Source organism: Psychrobacter sp. FME6 (genome assembly GCF_014861365.1).
In the GTDB taxonomy this organism is placed as follows: Bacteria; Pseudomonadota; Gammaproteobacteria; order Pseudomonadales; family Moraxellaceae; genus Psychrobacter.
This window is the reverse complement of the sequence record NZ_RRYW01000022.1, coordinates 1-17793: the sequence shown is the minus strand read 5'-3', so window position 1 is coordinate 17793 and position 17793 is coordinate 1. Positions and strand designations below refer to the sequence as shown.

Below are 17793 nucleotides of genomic sequence, written 5' to 3'. Positions count from 1 at the left end.
AATACAGGAGCGAACTGTACACAGGAAAAATAACTTTTAATCAAGCGGTTTTACAGCAGCGTCTCTTTTTATTTAGATTCGACTGTATCAACCCTATAACGCGATAGATTGTGTCGGCTGCCAGATCGTCGCATCACGATGCGTCACAAAAACCACCGTAGCAGACAAGGCGCGAATGCTATCGGCAATGACCTTTTCGATTTGTTCATCTAAAGCCGATGTCGCTTCATCTAATACCAAAATGGGCGCTTTTTTGAGTAATGCGCGTGCCAGTGCGACGCGTTGACGCTCTCCTCCTGATAAAGCTGCGCCTTGCTGACCCACGGACTGATGTATCCCCTCAGGGGTACGATCAATCACAGACTCCAGCCTCATTTTTCGGGCAATGCTGTCAATCTCAACGTCTGATGCTTGCGGATTGCCAATACGGATATTCTCAGCCAGAGTGCCTGTAAATACGATGGGATCTTGAGGGACATAGGCGATATGCGCCGCCAGATCTTCATATGCCATGTCACTGATCTTTACGCCGCCGAGCAAAATATGACCGTGTTCAGGGTCATCAAAGCGCATCAATAACTCAAGCAAGGTGCTCTTACCGCTGCCGCTCACACCCGTGACCCACACTCGATTGCCTTCTGGAATGTCAATATTGATGTCTTTTAAGACGGGTGCATGACTTACCTGACGTATACTTAGCTGATAGTCAGCAGTAGCAGATTTGAAAAGGGCAGGCTCAGGCAGCGTTGGTGTATTGATCGCCTGCTGATAATTCTGTAAAGAGGCTTTTAAATCATTAATACCCAAACCTGCCACAGCCAGTTCATCAAGTGGGGCGGCTGCACGACCGACCAAAACCAGTACCGCCAAGATCATTACCGCACTACTGCCACCTGTGATAATGAGGTAAGCGGCCATACCAGCTATAGGTAACACGGTAGCTAGGTTTGAGACAAACACAGCCATGGCGGCAGCGTGGTTGGTGCTTTTTAAGGTATCTTCTTGAATACACCAGCGCTGCTCAATACGGGCGATGGCGCGTTTGGGCCCTGCCGCTGTTCTTAATAACTCCATATGATCTACCAATTCAAGCGTGGCTTCTGCGGTGCTGGCTTCTGCCTTATGCCGATTGTTATCAGCACGACTTAGCGCCCGCTGTGATAAAAATTGGACGATCAGAGACAATATCAATAGCGCTGCCGCCACTAATGCCAGCGTCAACCCTGCAACCATGCCAATCCCAAAGATTAAAAATAAGGGGATACAGGGCGCATGCAAGAACTTTTGCAGCTGATGCGCGGGGATACTCATAAATCCTGGTATACCTTGACCAGCAATGGTTGCAACCTGAGCACGATGCTCATTGGTAAACCAAGACAGCTTGGTACGCGAGAGAGCTTGACCCAGCGCCGCGTACAAGTCGCCCGCCAGTCGCACACCAGTTAAGTAACCTGAACGATTGACCAATACGGTAGCAAAAATGGCGGCACAAGCGGTGACTAAGACCCATTTGGGTGACCATTGATTGACAATACCTAGTGCCAGCGCGGTATAAGCAATGGCTTCTAAGACAGCAACCGCTATCCAGCCTACCCCTACTGTCATCAATCGTCTACGCGCAATCGCTGGCAATGACGGTGTCGGCTTTTTGTGTGGTGTGTCTAGGGTAATACTCATGACAAGCGCTCCAGATCAGTATTGGGTATCAGCTCTAGTCGAGCATCTGTTTGATCGGCCAATGCCTTATCATGCGTCACCATAATGATGGTCTTTTCTTGATTGTGTGCTTCATCTAGCAAGGCTGTTAGCACTTTTGTAATCCTCGCGTGATCCAAAGCGCTGGTGGGTTCATCAAGTAGAATGATAGGTGCTGATGATAAAAATACGCTGGCAAGACCGATACGCTGACGTTCGCCGCCTGAGAGCGACTGAGCATCGGCGCTCAGATCCACGCTCAGCTGAGCGCACTCTAGTGCCGCGTTAAGCGCGTGATCTGTAGCATTCGGGGCAAATAGTAGTAGGTTGTCTTTGACGGTTGCAGGCAGCACATCACCCCCTTGCGGTACGAACAATACGGCATTATGTCTGGTGTGTTCATCCAGCTTGGCTATGTTTATGTTTGCCAGCTGCACCTGTCCGGCGTGCAATGGCTCAAAGCCTGCCAATATGCGCAGCAGCGTCGTTTTACCCGCGCCGCTGGGCCCTGTGATGGCAGTGACGGCATTTGTCTTAAACGTATGCGTCAGCCCGTCAATAATCTGGACATTATTGATCACCATCTCAGCGTCTGTAATTTTTAGCGTGAACGGCGCTGATAGCTGCGTTATTTGACCCTTGGGTAATATGGGTTGTTGTAATAATGCAATCAGCCGACTTGCCGCGGCTTTACCAGCACCAACATAATCCAGCCCATGCCCCAGACGTAACGCGGGACTGACCACGGCGAGACTGAAAAACAAGATCGTGGCTAGCACTGAGGTGTCGTAGTCATAAGCAATCAGATAAGCAATCGCAAATGTCGCTACCGCTTGTAGTAGTGCCACGGCCATACCTGCGAGCGTCGCCACTTTACTCACCCACATGACCAAGCTGTCTGTAAAGCGCTTGGTGGCATCATGATAAGCAGCCAGCGCCCCCGACTGTTGACCGTAGATACGATTGACGCGGATACCACGTGCATAGTCATCTACAGCGGAGATAACCTCGCCCACCACCTGCATGCGCGCAGCACCATCACGCGCTGTCACGCGCGGCACAATGACTAGATAATATAAAGACGCGATCACACCTGGCAGTAAGACCCACAGCGCCACAGCGCCTGCCACACTCACCAATATAACAATAGATACCAGCGGTAAAATCGCAAAGCTTGTCACCTCTGAGGGCAGATGCGCCACCATATGATGCAGCGTCGCAATATCTTCTGACACCAAGCGCCGCAAGGACTGATCGCCTTGCTTGGATAATGTGCTGGCAGGCAATCGGGTCACGTGATTGGCCACTTGCCGCCGCAATCTTGCAGAAAACGCCGCTTCTGCATCATGAGCCAGCGCCGAGGCGGCGGCGGCAAACAAAGCACCTAGCAACCACAGCCCCACAGCCGCAATCACCCACGGTAATGCGATATCATCGATTAATTTGACCAAGCACCACAGCGCCCCAAGCATGGCCAGACCAGATAAGGACGAGGACAGAACGCCAATAGAGAGCTTGGGGAGTGCAGGACGTAAAGCAGGCATGATTACAGGGTCAGTCATCAAGCTGCGCAATGTTAACTTGCTCATTGATTTCTCCGATGACCGCGGTTGGTTTGTTCCATAAATTAAATCCAGCGCGCTTATTTACCAATATGATTGGTTGTCAGCATGATTAGAAAAAGGTAGCGGTCAATAGGTTTGATCGCTTTGCACTCAAGGTTAGGTAGAGCAGTGATATTAAGATTAAGTGGTACTAAGACCGCATTAGCTGAGCTGTAAACGCTCTTGTAAGCTTGCGACCACATCTTTAATCAAAGCATCAATCTTATGACTGTCTTTATGATGTGCGGTCGCAATCAGATGGGCATGACCCTCAGAAACAGCAAGGCTATGCTTTTTCCACACTGCCTCAGCGGGGCACGGAAACACCACAGTGATAGAGTTGGGGTTGCGCCATGCATCAACCCCGGCTGCTTGGAATTGATCAACCGCGTATTGAGCCATTTTCAGACAGCGTTGAATACGTTGCTGCCACTGCTGTGCTGAACGATTATGAATAGCCGCCCACATAAATAGTACGGAGTGACCATTTCGAGAGCCACTAATGGTTTGATCGCGGGCGCAGATATAGTCGATATCCACGGCGATACGATCAACGTTTTTACGCTTTGCCACCACAATACCGCATGGCACAGGCGAGCCAATCATTTTATGTCCAGACACACTGATAGAGTCGATACCATCGCCAAATGAAAATGGCTGCGGACAGTCCACAAAAGGCAAAATCATACCGCTGAGCGCCGCATCTGCATGCAAATAGTAGTCCTGACGACGGATGCCAACGTGCTCTAATTGCTGTTGAATGATTTTTATATTGTCTACCGCCCCTGACATGGTCGTACCAATATTGGCGAAGATGATAGGGTTTTTGTCCCCATTGCGCTGCACCTGATGAATCAAATCATCGTAATCGATTTCACCATTTTCTAAAGACGCAATAACACACGACTTCATACGCAGCAGTTTGGCAATCTTTAAGACTGAATAATGCGTCTCTTTGGAGTAGTACAACGTGGCATGGGGAAACAGCTCTCTTGCTAAATAGCAGCAGAACATGTTCCCTTCTGTCCCACCATTAGTGACATAGCCCCAGCTGTCCTTAAAAGGTATTTGAAACAAATCGGCATAGTAATTCATCACCTCTTTTTCAAATGCAAATGAGTTCAGCGCATAGTTACTGGGTGCGTCCCAGTCGCCGCAGTTATTGAGGGAAAAATTAAAAAATCGATACAAAGCAGAATAGTCGAAGTCTGCAGATTCAGGATAGCCAACATTAAAATACTGATTTTTTAGGCAATAATGCCAAAAATCATTAAGACGTTCTTGACAAGTAACAGATAGCATCACATTCATTCCCACCAAAGATTGGGTTACATATGGGTGTTTTTTACGATTAAAAATTAAACTAAAGTAAGTTTAATTTTATTAGATACGTACTTACAGACCATTAGTCACCGCTGCATTTTTTTGTCAGTCAATTATAAGTAAAGGCTTTGGAGCCTTGTCATGAATAGGCTATTTGGGTATGGCTGAATTCACAATCTTGACAAGAGTTCTGATTATAATGATAATGATAGTGATAATCAACCTCATTTAAGAATTAAGATTCTGATTGACCTATCAGCGCTTAGCACGCTGGTATATTTTGGTAGGTTTTATTTGTGCATACCCTCTTTACATATATACCTCTTAACACAAATGAGGTTTTTATTAATTTTTATTCAATAGGACAAATCATGTTGGCACAGAATTCTACAGCACACGTACAGCCGCCTATGCCAGTCAGCGACTACGAAGAACATATTTGGATGCTACAATTACAACAACCTGAACAGGTTATTCGACATAGTGAGGCTTGGCGGCTGAGTAGTGATATCGATGAGGGAATATTACGCCAAGCGATTAAAGACACTATCGAAGAGATACCTGATTTAAATGTCAGATATCGTTTTAGTGATGATGGAGACTTGTATAAATACCAATATGAACAATCTGAGTGCTGCTTACAGACGGCTAGCATGGCTATTACCGATATCCCTACCTATATATCCAAGCTCAAGGATATGCCATGGAATGCGGCGCTTAACCCACCTTTTGATTCATTTATTGTACATACTGAGTGCGATACTGTTCTTATATTGGCGCTGCATCCCATACTTGATGAGACCCATCAACTGGCAAATATTACTGGTATCATACAAAACCGCTATCATCAGCGGATGCCGCAGGATGCTACTCTGAGCTGGACAGCCATTGAAGCGCCAGTATCAACTCCCAACACACAAAAAAGCGCCTCAGAGCAGGCGCAAAATCAAGAAGTGCGTACTGCCATTATCCTTGGCGAATTTCGCGCTGCGCTGGCAGAGCCTGAGATGACGGCAACAGATGATTTCTTTGATTATGGCGGTCACTCCTTATTGGCCACTCGTATTATTGGCAAGCTTGCCCAGTCTCATGGTATTGACATTGGTTTTAACGATTTTTTTAAATCACCCTCAGCTGCCGCTCTTTCCAAGCATGTGAGCGTCAATACAACGGATCACACGACCGAAACACCAACAGCAGCGACTGACGCTACCGTCTTTCAAGAACAAGCTCCGCTGACATTGGCGCAGCAGTTTTTGTGGCATGCTTATACGGCCTATGAGTTTAGTCCGATATACAATCTACCCTTTGCTGTCGCTTTTTCTGAGGCGGTCGATGAACAGATTCTCTATCAAGCTTTTAGCGACATCATCAAACGTCATGCCAGTTTGCGTACGACCTTTCACACACAGAACGATGTAACGATACAGCGCATTGTGCCTGTCTCAGAGCTGGATAAATATCAATGGTTTTGGTTTAGTGAAGACAGTCAAGGCGTCACCCTAACTGATGAAGCCGATTATCAATTTGACCTCGCCTCTGAGTTGCCATTAAGAATTCGCTTTTTGCAAAGCCCAGCATCTGAACCACAAGTATTGTCCTTACTGATACATCATATGATTATTGATGAGTGGTCATTAAATACCATCATGGCAGACCTCTCTCAGGCTTATCTGTCTCGATCGCTGCATCAAGAGCCGCAGTGGAATACAAGCGCAGGCAATATCAATGATTTTTCCCTATTGCAACAGCTGCAAGGTATAAACCAACAACATGTCAATTATTGGACAGACAAGTTACGTGACGCTCCTAAGGGCTTTACGCCGCCTGACCCAGGTGCCACTATCACGTCAAATGAAGTATCAACCAACGCGCAATGCATAGAGCTGGATCTGGGTACAGCGGCCTATCAGACAATATCCGCCTTTGCTCGGCAACATGGTTCGTCCTTATTTGCGACTATATATACAGCGATTGCCTTGTCTTTACACAAGCAAAGTGGGTTAGATGATATCGTTATTGGTACGTCTGCCTCTGGCAGAACCGATGCCGAATTCTTCGATACGGTTGGTTATTTTACAACGATGGTCGCACATCGCATCCAATTCGATACTGAGCAATCAATTGAATCGCTACTCAACGATATTACGTTTACCATCAATGACTCTATGCGCTATGCAGACATTCCGATTGATATTATTCAAAAATCACTGGGAATGTCCCCTACCGATGGCTTACTCTTTGATGTCTATATACACATTCATTCAAATAATGCCTTAAATGGCGCGTTAACTGCTCCTAATAATAAAGCGATAAACTATCAACAAATACCACCGAAAAAAGATATCTCGATGTTTGGGTTACATTTTGAGATTATGGATGACGTATTTGAAGAAGATCAGCATGCTTTGCGCATAGTGACCACCTATCAACAAGACCGCTATTCTACGGCGCTGGTAGAGAGTATTTGTGATAAGGTCAGTCAGATATTAGAGATACTAAATACGACCAACGGCAGTGATTGTAAGCTCGGTCAAGTGCTACTCTGATGCGATTTAAGAGCGCAAATTTACACGCGATTTTTGATATATTGGTATATGCAAACTTCTTCATAATGGTGCTGTATTTTTCAATGCGATTGGCGATAAATTATATCAATCGCCCAGCTAAGGTCATTTGATTCTTTCTCGTTCGTTAAAGACGCAATACTCACTGTCCTTACAAGATCACTCCAAAATTTCTGAATTTAGAAGAACAGTGGCTAATATCGTAGAAGGCAAGGATTCTCGCTTGTTTGTGATATATAGCCTCTGCTCTATTTATCACTGTGATGCGGCCATTGAGTATACACAGCGCCTAAAATAGCTATCTGATAAAGTAAAACAAAAAATACTCATAGTCATGAGAAGCTACTTTGAAAAGCCGCGTACGATTCTTGGCTGGTTCATGAACTAATTTGCAATATACCTGTGCTATTCTTTTATTTTAATATGCCTCCTCGTGAACCTCATTTTAGGTAGCCATAAGTTAAATTGACGGTGCCCGATGATAAGTTCATGGGATTATAATTATATGATAAACCCTTATTAAGGTTGGTTGATGATCGATTAATTCTCATACATACTACCTATTCATAAAGTCATCTTCATCACCACTAATACAGTTACTAGCTGAGCTGTCTTAAGGAATTAATATAAAGAACTATCATTGATTCTATTGTATTTGTAATCAAGCTTAACGTATTAAACCATGTAGCTAGTTAACCCGTTTGATGAACTTGTTCTGCTCATCGTTGCTAAGCTTATTACCTTCATAATGCACATTAGGTGCAGAAGTATTCGCCACCAAGTGACAATCAGCTCAAAGTCAAAGCAATAACCCTTCTGGATGCCTATTACTCTATATCATTGATAAGAACCTATACAAGTTCTGACAATGCTCCTACTTGGCACCTCAGTAAGTCCAATTCTATATACACCTTATAGATGCTAATATTATAGCTAACTACGTTGTAATACGTTTTTGTTTAGAGTCACCAAAATAGCCCTCCAGATTAGTGAAACATTCATTGGTCTTTTCTCACATCTCTCGCTCTTCCTGAGATACCTTAATCTAAAGCATTGAGTTGATACCTTCCAAATTTGTTCGACCTTTATCCATTAGCTACATTGATAGAATGACTGACTCTAATATTACTGCTGACTTGAGTAAATCTAGCTAGCTCCGACATAGTCGGAGCGCTTCACCAACGATTATCCAGTATTACGCAGACCTGCTGCCAAGGCATTGATACTACGTATTAATGGGTCTTCAACGGCAAGGTTGCCATGGTTAACATCACCTGTCGCCTCTTTTTGTCTGGCACGCTTTAACAGCTCGATTTGGATATAGTTAGTTGGATCTAAATACGCATTTCGCCATTCAAGGGAAGCCGAAAGACTCTGCTGATGCGCCAATAACGATGTCTGATTAAGCAAAGCGTTTAAACCTGAATAGGTCAGCTCGTGCTCGTCAGTCACCGCTTTCATAATCTGTTCACGTAAAACCTCATCGTCACATAACTGGCTATAAGCCTGAGCAATACTCATATCAGATTTGGTAAACGCCATTTCAATATTGCTAATAAACACGTTAAAGAATGGCCAGCAGTCATTCATCTCCTTCATCAAATCTTCATCATCGATGACGCTATGTAAAGCACTGCCGACACCATACCAAGCAGGCAGTGTAAAGCGTGCTAATGACCAACCAAATACCCAAGGAATCGCGCGCAAGGTAGTCTTACTTGGCAGACCTTTGTTACGGTGCGCTGGACGTGAGCCGATATTTAATAAAGAGATTTCTGCTACTGGCGTTACTTGGGAGTAGAACTGATAAAACCCTTCAGTATGATCAGTCAGCTGACGATAACGCTGTTCCCCCGCATCGGCTAAACGTGCAAAGAGCGCTTCATAATTTGGCAATTCAGGCGGTTGCACCACAAACCTTGATGAGCAAGCTTTAAGCGTACCAGTGATGCCCATGGTGAGCTCAAATACCGCCGTATCAGTGTTGGCATATTTGGCATAAAGAACTTCGCCCTGCTCGGTTACTTTAATTTGTCCGTGCAGTGTCCCCGCAGGTTGCGCGGCAATCGCTTTATGTGTTGAGCCACCACCACGACTGACAGAGCCACCGCGACCATGAAACAAGCGGGTTTTGATACCATATTCATCAGCGATACGGTTAATGGTTTGCTGCGCGCTATAAAGCTGCCACGCAGAAGTAATAATGCCGCCATCTTTTGAAGAGTCTGAATAACCTAACATGATTTCTTGGGTGTTATCTGAGTGTTGTAGCAGCACTCGATATAGCGGGTTATCTAAAACGGCAGGTAGAATCTGATCGATATTTTTAAGGTCTTCGATGGTCTCAAACAACGGCGCAACGGGTAAGTCAGCAGATAACTGCCCCTTATCATCAATCTTACATAAGCCTGCAAAGCGCATCAGTAGTAAAACTTCTAATAATTGGCTGGCATTATTGGTCATCGAGATAACATAACTGCCAAAAGTGTCTTGTCCAACCAGTTTGCGTAATGTGGCCACCGAGTTCATCAAGGCCAATTGTTCGCGTGTTTTATCACTCAAGTTATCGGTGTAAATAAGCGGTGTGCCCGGCTTTTCAAGTAAGCGCGTGAGCCACTCTTGGCGCTCGGTTTCACTAAGGGTTTGATAGTCTGGCAAATTAGAGGCATTGGCAAAAATATCAGCTATCACCTCACTATGATAAGAGGACTCTTGACGAATATCGAGCGCTGCTAGATGAAAACCACAGGTTTTGACCAGACGAATCATATCTAGCAATAAGCCTTCGCCATGTGCCTTGTCGTGAGTATTGACACTTTTTCGGATGATGCGTAAATCTTCTAACAACTCTTGTGGGTTGGCGTAAGCATCATGGGCAGCTTCAGGATCTGTACCTTTGCTTTGAATGTGGCGATTGGTCGCTTTTATTTTGGCAAGGATAATCGATAACAATCTTCGGTACGGCTCATTACCGTAATCATCAAGATTATAATCAAAGACTCGTCTGTCGAGCTCAACGTAACTTTCAATCTTTGCATACACTTCAGGTTCGATAGTAACAATCGTATCGCTATGAATAAGCTGGCGACGTAGTTTCTTGAGCAGCACTTGATAATGGCGCAAAACAGCATTGGCATGCATCAATACGGCCATTTCTGTGGTGTCATGAGTGACAAAGGGATTACCGTCTCTATCGCCACCTATCCAAGAGCCAAAGCTCATGAACGCCGGTAATGGATAATCTGTTAGCTCAGGATAGATATCAACAATAGCGTCTTTAATATTGCGATAAACCTTAGGAATGGCGTTGAATAAACTGGCATTGAAATAGTGTAAACCATTATTTATCTCGTCATAGACCAAAGGCTTACGCGTCCGTACCTCATCCGATGACCATAACAAATCGATCGTTTGCGCCGTTTGTTCTTTTGCTTGCTGGTAGGCAAAACTGTTTTCAGGAAGATTGTTTAAAGCATCGCTATGCGTAAAGAGACTTTGTAATAGATTCATGGTCGTACGGCGGCGTGCTTCAGTCGGATGGGCGGTAAATACTGGGATGAACTTTAGTTGCTCAATGAGCTCTTGCATTTGGGCGGGTTCAATATTGCGTTCACGACACTCAAGGAGCGTACGACGAAACGATCCTTCCCAGCTGTGCTCTGATTGCATACGTAAGGCTTGACGCTGCTCGCGTAAGTAGTTTTCTTCACTTAGATTGGCTAAGAAGAAATAGATAGAAAAGCTGCGTATGACATTTTTTAAGGTTTGATTGTCTAACGAGGCGATGAAGTCGATGAGTTGTTGCTGGTTCGCGTCGTTAGGCGCGCGTCGTTGTTGAATAAAACCTTGGCGTAGGGTTTCAATCGTATGGAGCGTTTGTTCGCCGCTCTGGCGAGAAATCGCATCCCCTAGAAATGATCCTAATAAGCTAATGCGCTCACGTAATACGTCGTTATCTATAGTCATCCTTGATCTCCTGATCAAATTCATTAAAAATAGTCGTGCCGTCTTAAATGTAGGTTCTCTATGGTGTAAGCCACTTAACCTATTTATGTGGATCTTGAAGCTCTCCCTGCTCATCAGCCTATACGTTGCCAGCTCTATGTATTAATCATTTATTTTTTGGTGATACTGGGTCAGCCAATTCTCTAAGGTATATACGTCTATCCCTGGTAAGTCAAAAATATTATGAGTTTCACTCTTATGCTTGATGACTAAACTAACGGCTTTAAATTTAACTATCCAGTTTTGCCAAACAGTCAGAATTAATATCAGCAATTGTTTTGGCACCAGTCAAGGTCATCGCGACGCGCATCTCTTTATCTAGCAGTTCTAGCAAATTACTTACCCCTGCACTGCCATCCGCCGCTAAAGCATAGATAAAGGCGCGCCCTAGCATGCAAATATCGGCTCCCAAAGCCAACATACGCACAATATCTAAGCCATTGCGTATGCCAGAGTCGGCTAAGATTTTAATCTCTCCTTTAACCGTATCAGCAATAGGAGGCAGCGCCCGTGCACTGGATAAAACACCGTCCAGTTGTCGTCCACCATGATTGGATACGACTATACCGTCTGCCCCAAAACGCACCGCATCTTTGGCATCTTCTGGGTCCAAAATACCTTTGATGACCATAGGTCCATCCCAGTATTCCCGAATCCAATCTAAATCTTTCCAAGAAATGGAAGGATCAAAATTATTACCTAGCCAGCCTATATAATCTTCTAACCCTGTTGGCTTACCTAAATAAGTAGAGATATTGCCCAGATCGTGCGGACGGCCATTTAGCCCTACATCCCATGCCCATTGCGGATGCGTCACAGACTGGAAGTAACGGCGCATAGCGGCATTTTTACCGCTCATGCCAGAGTGCATATCTCGGTAGCGTGCCCCTGGTACCGGCATATCCACCGTAAAGACTAGAGTCGAACACCCCGCCGCTTTGGCACGTTCCAAGGCGTTTTTCATAAAGCCTCGGTCTTTTAATACATAAAGCTGAAACCACATTGGACGGATGATTTTAGGCGCCACTTCTTCAATCGGACAAACCGAAACCGTCGACATGGTAAACGGAATGCCTTTTTGATCGGCTGCCATAGCAGCTTGCACCTCCCCGCGACGTGCATACATACCTGTCAGACCCACGGGTGACAAAGCTACAGGCATAGATAGGGTTTCATTAAATAACTGCGTCTCTAAGCTCAGTTGTGACATATCATTCAGTACACGCTGCCTAAGGGCAATTTGTGATAAATCTTCAACATTACGTTTTAAGGTATATTCCTCATAAGCACCGCCATCTATGTAATGAAATAGAAAGGGTGGCAGTCGGCGCTTGGCAGCAGCCCTGTAGTCGTTTGGAGATGAAATAATCATATGCTTACCTTTTTTATCCTAAATTTGTACTCATGCTTCAGCATAAAGCTCAGCCCACACTAACTATTACACACAGCACGAGCAGTTGCGTTTATTTTTTGATGTTTTACCAATGCCAGGATTAAAGGTATTGGTTGGGTCTAAGCTTTTATAGAAGTTCCGCAAATCAGGTTCTGCTTCATATAAGTGCCCGACATTATGTTCAGCAGGATATTTTGCGCCACGTTGATTCAACAGCTCTAGCATCATCGTTTTCACATATTGAGCGTCACTACCCTTTTTCAAAATATAGTCTTGATGAAACACATAACAAAAGAAGTGTCCGTAATATAACTTCATTTCTAAATGCTGTGTAATTGCTTCAGGTAGGGTTTCAAGCCACTCTAATTCATTACGGGGTATAGCAATATCGAGCGCTAATATCTCGCCTACTTCTTTTTCATGGATGACCTCATATCTTAATGCTGCACCGGCGGCTGCGAAACGGTTCAAAAAGGCACTTTCTGACTCTTCTTTACTACATTCAAAATAGCTACCGCTTTTTGATGCCGCAAAAAATGACTGCAAAAATTCTTGTGCTTCCACTATCCCATCATCGCTCATTTTTATTATGAGGTGATGCTCGTACTTATCACGGTACGCCAGCATGCGCTCAGGTAAATGTTTTGGAAATAAGTTAGCTATAAACTGCATGACTTTATCGGTGAAATGCTTTGGCATCCACGACCACTTATGAAATTTAGCGTCAATAGCGCCTTTAATAGAGAATAATCTTGGTAAGGCATCTGTACCAAGATGCTTGATACTTAAAAAAGTGTCTTTACCGTATTTAGCGGATACATCAAATATATCGCGATGCATATATTCGCCAACTTCAGGAGTATTTTTGAAAGTTGATAGTATCTGCCTTCTTAACTGGGCAAGCTCGCTGACACTATTACTGCCTATATAGAAAGCTTTCTCTTTTGTAGCGGTTGGATAAGTATCTAGGCGTACTGCAAATACCGCCAACTTGCCCGCACAGCCACTGGCTTCATACAGTCGGCGCTTATCAGCATTAAAACGGCTTGGCGTACTTGCATCAATATCTTTTACTCTGGCGATATATTCTTTGTCTGATGCCATCTTGCCACTGTCAGGTAGCTTTCTCTTATCAAAATTACCATTTTGCAATCTCGTCAGTATTTCTTCCGGGGTATCCCCTAGCACCATATCTAGGTGGTTGACCAACACCAATTGACCTTGTTCGTTAATCTGCGCAAACAAAGCCAGCTCAGTGTAAGCAGGGCCTCTTTTCACCAAGGACCCTCCCGAGTTATTAGAAATACCACCAATAATAGACGCCCCTAAAGTCGAGGAACCAATGACCGAATGCGGCGCTCTATTCACCGCATTCAGCTGACTTTGTAATTGGTGTAGCGTCGCCCCAGCCAAACTGATTACTTGCTCATTATCATTTATCAAATATAATTGATCTATTGCCAGCGTATTAATGACCACCACAGGTCTATCATAGTCATTACCGCTTGGCGTTGAGCCTTCGGTTAGGCCTGTTTTTGCCGCTTGCATGATAATAATGCAGTTACCTTCAACGCATACTTCTAGGCAACGCCAAATCTCCAGCAAGGTTTGTGGAAACAAAACCGCTAAAGCGTTACCACCACCAGAGCGCCATCCCATTCTATAGTATTCGTTTTTCTCTAGATCAGCTTGAATATTGCGAGCGCTTAGTACGTCTGTGAGCTTATTAAGGACTTGATCAGGGCTGAGTATATCCTGAGAAGACATGTCTGCTGAAGAGATGCGACCCTCCTTATCTAGTGATGGTGTGTCATTCATGATGTTAGAGGACCTTGGTAACTAAAAATATAAATGGCGGCCATGACGATGATGCCACAGAACAACACATAATATAGAGTAGGTAAAATAGTACGCCGAAGCGTCGCGCCCTCCATTCCAAGTAAACCCACCGTTGCGGATGCAGCCACTACGTTGTGTATGGCAATCATATTACCCGCTGCCGCACCAACGGCTTGAGAGGCTATGATTAAAGAAGGTGAAATACGTAGGCTCATCGCCGCTTCATACTGAAATTGACTAAACATCATGTTAGAGACGGTATTAGAACCCGCGATAAAGGCTCCTAGTGCACCAATCGTAGAACTAATTAATGGAAAAGCGTTGCCAAAAGTACCCGCAAACAACTCAGCACTTGCGACTGGCATACTCGCCACATCGGATAAGTTGACCCCTGAATTGATAAAGATTCTGACCATCGGAATCGTAAAGACCAGTACAAACCCAGCCGCTAAGACCGTTTTGGTTGATTCTTTAAAGGCATTATTTAGTGCACTACCTGGTTGTTTGGTTTGCAGAGCAGCGGCAACCAAGGCGCTTATTATTAACAAGCCTCCAGGTAAGTACAGAGGACTAAAGCTAGCGCTTATATCTACCTCACCTAAAACAGACGTAAAATCTAACGTCGCAGTGGTTAGTAAGGATTCAAATCTAGCAAACACTCTTGAACAAACCAACAAAAGCGCAACGAGCAAATAAGGGAACCATGCCATAACCGCAGACATCTTTTTACTGGTTAAATCCAGCGTCACATCTTCCTTACTGACCACCAACTTACCCATCCATTCGCTTGGCCAGTTTTTTTGAGGTTCAAAGTCCCATGTCGTTTTTGGCACTAAGAACCCTCTTTTGGCAGCGTTTACAACAATGGCGATGCTCACTAAACCCCCAACCAGTGAGGGAAACTCAGGCCCTAAAAAGACACCCGTTAAAATATAAGGAATCGTAAAGGCCAAACCGGCAAATATAGCAAATGGCCAAATAGCGAAGCCTTCTTTCCAGCTTTTATTTTTGCCAAAAAAACGTGTGAGCATCATCACCATAAAAAGGGGCATAAACGTCCCAATGACACCGTGAATCATAGCGACCTGACTGGTTATAAGCTGCAAAAAGCTATCCCACTGTAGCCCTTCTTGTGCAAGCCGAGCGCTAATGGCTGCGGTATCTAAGCCCTTACTTACCCCTATCACAATAGGCGTGCCGACTGCCCCAAAGGATACCGGTGTACTTTGTATCATCATTCCCATTAATACTGCACCCAGCGCCGGAAAGCCTATCGCCACCAGTAAAGGAGCGGCAATAGCGGCAGGTGTACCAAAACCAGAGGCGCCTTCAAGAAAGGTGCCAAAACACCAGGCAATAATAATGGCCTGAACCCGTCTATCTGGCGATACGTTGGTAAATCCAGCACGAATAACGGCAATGGCACCCGTATGCTTTAAGGTATTCAATAAAAAAATAGCCCCAAAGACTATCCACAATACCGAAACCGTAATGACCAAACCTTGAATGATGGATGAGGACACTCTAGTGAGCGTCATATCCCATATAAAAATAGCGAGCGCCGCGGTAACGGCTAAAACTATCGGCATTGTTTTTTTGGCTGACCATTGCAAGCCTATCAAAAAAATACCAGAGAGAACGATTGGCAGTAATGCCAGTAGGCCATATATTGTTTGATTCAAAATCATAACATCCTTTTTTATTGTTTAATCTTCCTTGAACCAAGTCATCAAAGCCTTATTTGGACAGCTATATGATGACTAAGTTGTATTAAATATTCACAAACAGGGACTGTTAATTTGCTAAAGCTGTCTTGCAGAAAAAACCGAGCACGACTTGCGACAGTTTTTGGCGCAATGTTCAAAACGTCCTAAAACAGTCTACGCCTTGTTAATTAATTGATATATTGCATCAATGGACAATGTCATTTTCTTTTTTTGCTATAATCTAACCCGTATTACACCAATTGGAGCACAAGTATGGTCAAAGCTGACGATATGGTTTTATTCGTCCAAGTTGTTGATGAAGGGTCGTTTTCTAAGGTCGCTGAAAAGATGTCATTAACCAATTCAGTAGTGAGCAAGCGCATTGCAAAACTAGAAAAAAACTTAAATACTCAGCTACTTTATAGAAGCACTAGAAAGTTGAGCTTAACCGATGCAGGGAGGACGCTGTATGACAAAGCTAAAATTGCTAAACTTGCCTTTCAAGAAGCAGAAGATGCGGTGACGGGTTACGGTGAGGATATGAGAGGCACTATACGTATAACCATGCCTGTGGTCTCTGCGAATTTGATATTGAGCGAATCGATTGCCGAATTCTGTGAACAGCATCCTGAAATCTCAGTAGATTTACAAATTACCAATCGCTTGGTTGACTTGATAGAAGAAGGCTTTGATTTGGCAATAAGGACCGCTGAGCTTGAAGACTCATCGCTCATTGCAAGGCGCCTGATAGATAGCCAATGGGTGATATGTGCGACGCCAGATTATTTAAAGCAATATGGCATCCCTCAAACCCCTGAAGAATTACAGTATCATGAGTGTTTGGTCTATAAGTTTGATAATACCTCGAATAACATATGGCCCTTATATATAGATGGTACAGAGCAATTAATGCCTGTCCAAGGCCGGTTTTATAGCAATCATTTGAGTGCGATTAAACAAGCCACGCTTAGCGATTTAGGTGTCGCTTTTTTGCCCCAAGCGCTGGTCTATGAGGAAATACAGCAAAATACACTTACGCAGATTTTGCAACGGTTTACCCGAAAAAAACTGGGCATGTATGCGGTTTATCCTAAAGCTAGACAACCAGATCAAAAGTTAAAACTGCTCGTTGCACATTTGCGAGACTCATTACATCGGAAACAGGCTTACTATTGCTAAGTAATAGTAAGCCTGTTTCCGATGTACATAAGAGAATGAGTGAAATCAAAAAGCTAATAAGAGGCTGTTATTACTCGCGATATAGCTTGAGTAATTTAGGGGATCACGGTGTATTTGATACTGTACATTGAGAAAATTTTTATAAGAGATTGACTCGATATTAGATTTTGCTATACCAACCGAAATACTGATTCACTTATCAGCCGTATTAATAGTCTTAGGACTAAGAGAGTTACGCTGTAAAAAAAGAATACTTACTAAACTTAGCTTTTTTCTTCTCACCGGCGAAGAATCGCACTTCTTCTGCACTTAACAGCTCATTGGCTGAGTCTTCGTTGAATAACCGCAATAATCTCCGCATAATATGCATTGAATAGTATGGTTAATCACCGCATTAAATTTAGACATTACTTGTCATAAAGATTAAGGCTCTGTTTTAATAGTGTGTTGATATAACTTATTGATAAATGATATAATGACTC

At 44.0% G+C, this 17793-nt stretch carries 9 protein-coding genes; 2 read left to right on the top strand and 7 right to left on the bottom strand.

What is annotated here, in order from left to right; genetic code table 11:
* Window positions 1-93: 93 nt before the first annotated feature.
* The 3 genes from EI162_RS04950 to EI162_RS04940 all read right to left on the bottom strand — a co-directional run bounded on the left by EI162_RS04950 (window position 94) and on the right by EI162_RS04940 (window position 4601).
* Window positions 94-1677, bottom strand: a complete 1584-nt coding sequence (locus tag EI162_RS04950; protein WP_192523316.1) for an ATP-binding cassette domain-containing protein — start codon at window positions 1675-1677, stop codon at window positions 94-96.
* On the bottom strand, window positions 1674-3284 hold the full coding sequence (locus EI162_RS04945) for an ATP-binding cassette domain-containing protein (protein WP_192523315.1): 1611 nt from the start codon (window positions 3282-3284) through the stop codon (window positions 1674-1676). The genes EI162_RS04950 and EI162_RS04945 overlap by 4 nt, the downstream gene beginning before the upstream one ends.
* A 177-nt stretch (window positions 3285-3461) precedes the next feature.
* Window positions 3462-4601, bottom strand: a complete 1140-nt coding sequence (locus EI162_RS04940) for a histidine decarboxylase (protein WP_225735153.1) — start codon at window positions 4599-4601, stop codon at window positions 3462-3464.
* A 464-nt stretch (window positions 4602-5065) separates the two neighbouring features.
* Here EI162_RS04940 and EI162_RS04935 point away from each other — a divergent pair, with 464 nt between their 5' ends.
* Window positions 5066-7171, top strand: a complete 2106-nt coding sequence (locus EI162_RS04935) for a condensation domain-containing protein (RefSeq protein WP_318779289.1) — start codon at window positions 5066-5068, stop codon at window positions 7169-7171.
* Window positions 7172-8374: 1203 nt separating this feature from the next.
* Here EI162_RS04935 and ppc read toward each other — a convergent pair.
* The 4 genes from ppc to EI162_RS04915 all read right to left on the bottom strand — a co-directional run bounded on the left by ppc (window position 8375) and on the right by EI162_RS04915 (window position 16108).
* On the bottom strand, window positions 8375-11155 hold the full coding sequence (gene ppc, locus EI162_RS04930) for a phosphoenolpyruvate carboxylase (RefSeq protein ID WP_192523312.1): 2781 nt from the start codon (window positions 11153-11155) through the stop codon (window positions 8375-8377).
* A 268-nt stretch (window positions 11156-11423) separates the two neighbouring features.
* Window positions 11424-12566: an FMN-dependent L-lactate dehydrogenase LldD gene (lldD, locus tag EI162_RS04925; protein ID WP_192523311.1), complete on the bottom strand. Its 1143-nt coding sequence runs from the start codon at window positions 12564-12566 to the stop codon at window positions 11424-11426.
* A gap of 66 nt (window positions 12567-12632) precedes the next feature.
* Window positions 12633-14354, bottom strand: a complete 1722-nt coding sequence (gene dld / locus EI162_RS04920) for a D-lactate dehydrogenase (protein ID WP_192523329.1) — start codon at window positions 14352-14354, stop codon at window positions 12633-12635.
* Window positions 14355-14401: 47 nt separating this feature from the next.
* Window positions 14402-16108, bottom strand: coding sequence for an L-lactate permease (locus EI162_RS04915; protein ID WP_192523310.1), 1707 nt, complete (start codon window positions 16106-16108; stop codon window positions 14402-14404).
* Between the two features lie 297 nt (window positions 16109-16405).
* Between EI162_RS04915 and EI162_RS04910 the strand changes: the two genes are divergently transcribed.
* On the top strand, window positions 16406-17311 hold the full coding sequence (locus tag EI162_RS04910; RefSeq protein WP_192523309.1) for a LysR family transcriptional regulator: 906 nt from the start codon (window positions 16406-16408) through the stop codon (window positions 17309-17311).
* Window positions 17312-17793: the final 482 nt, after the last annotated feature.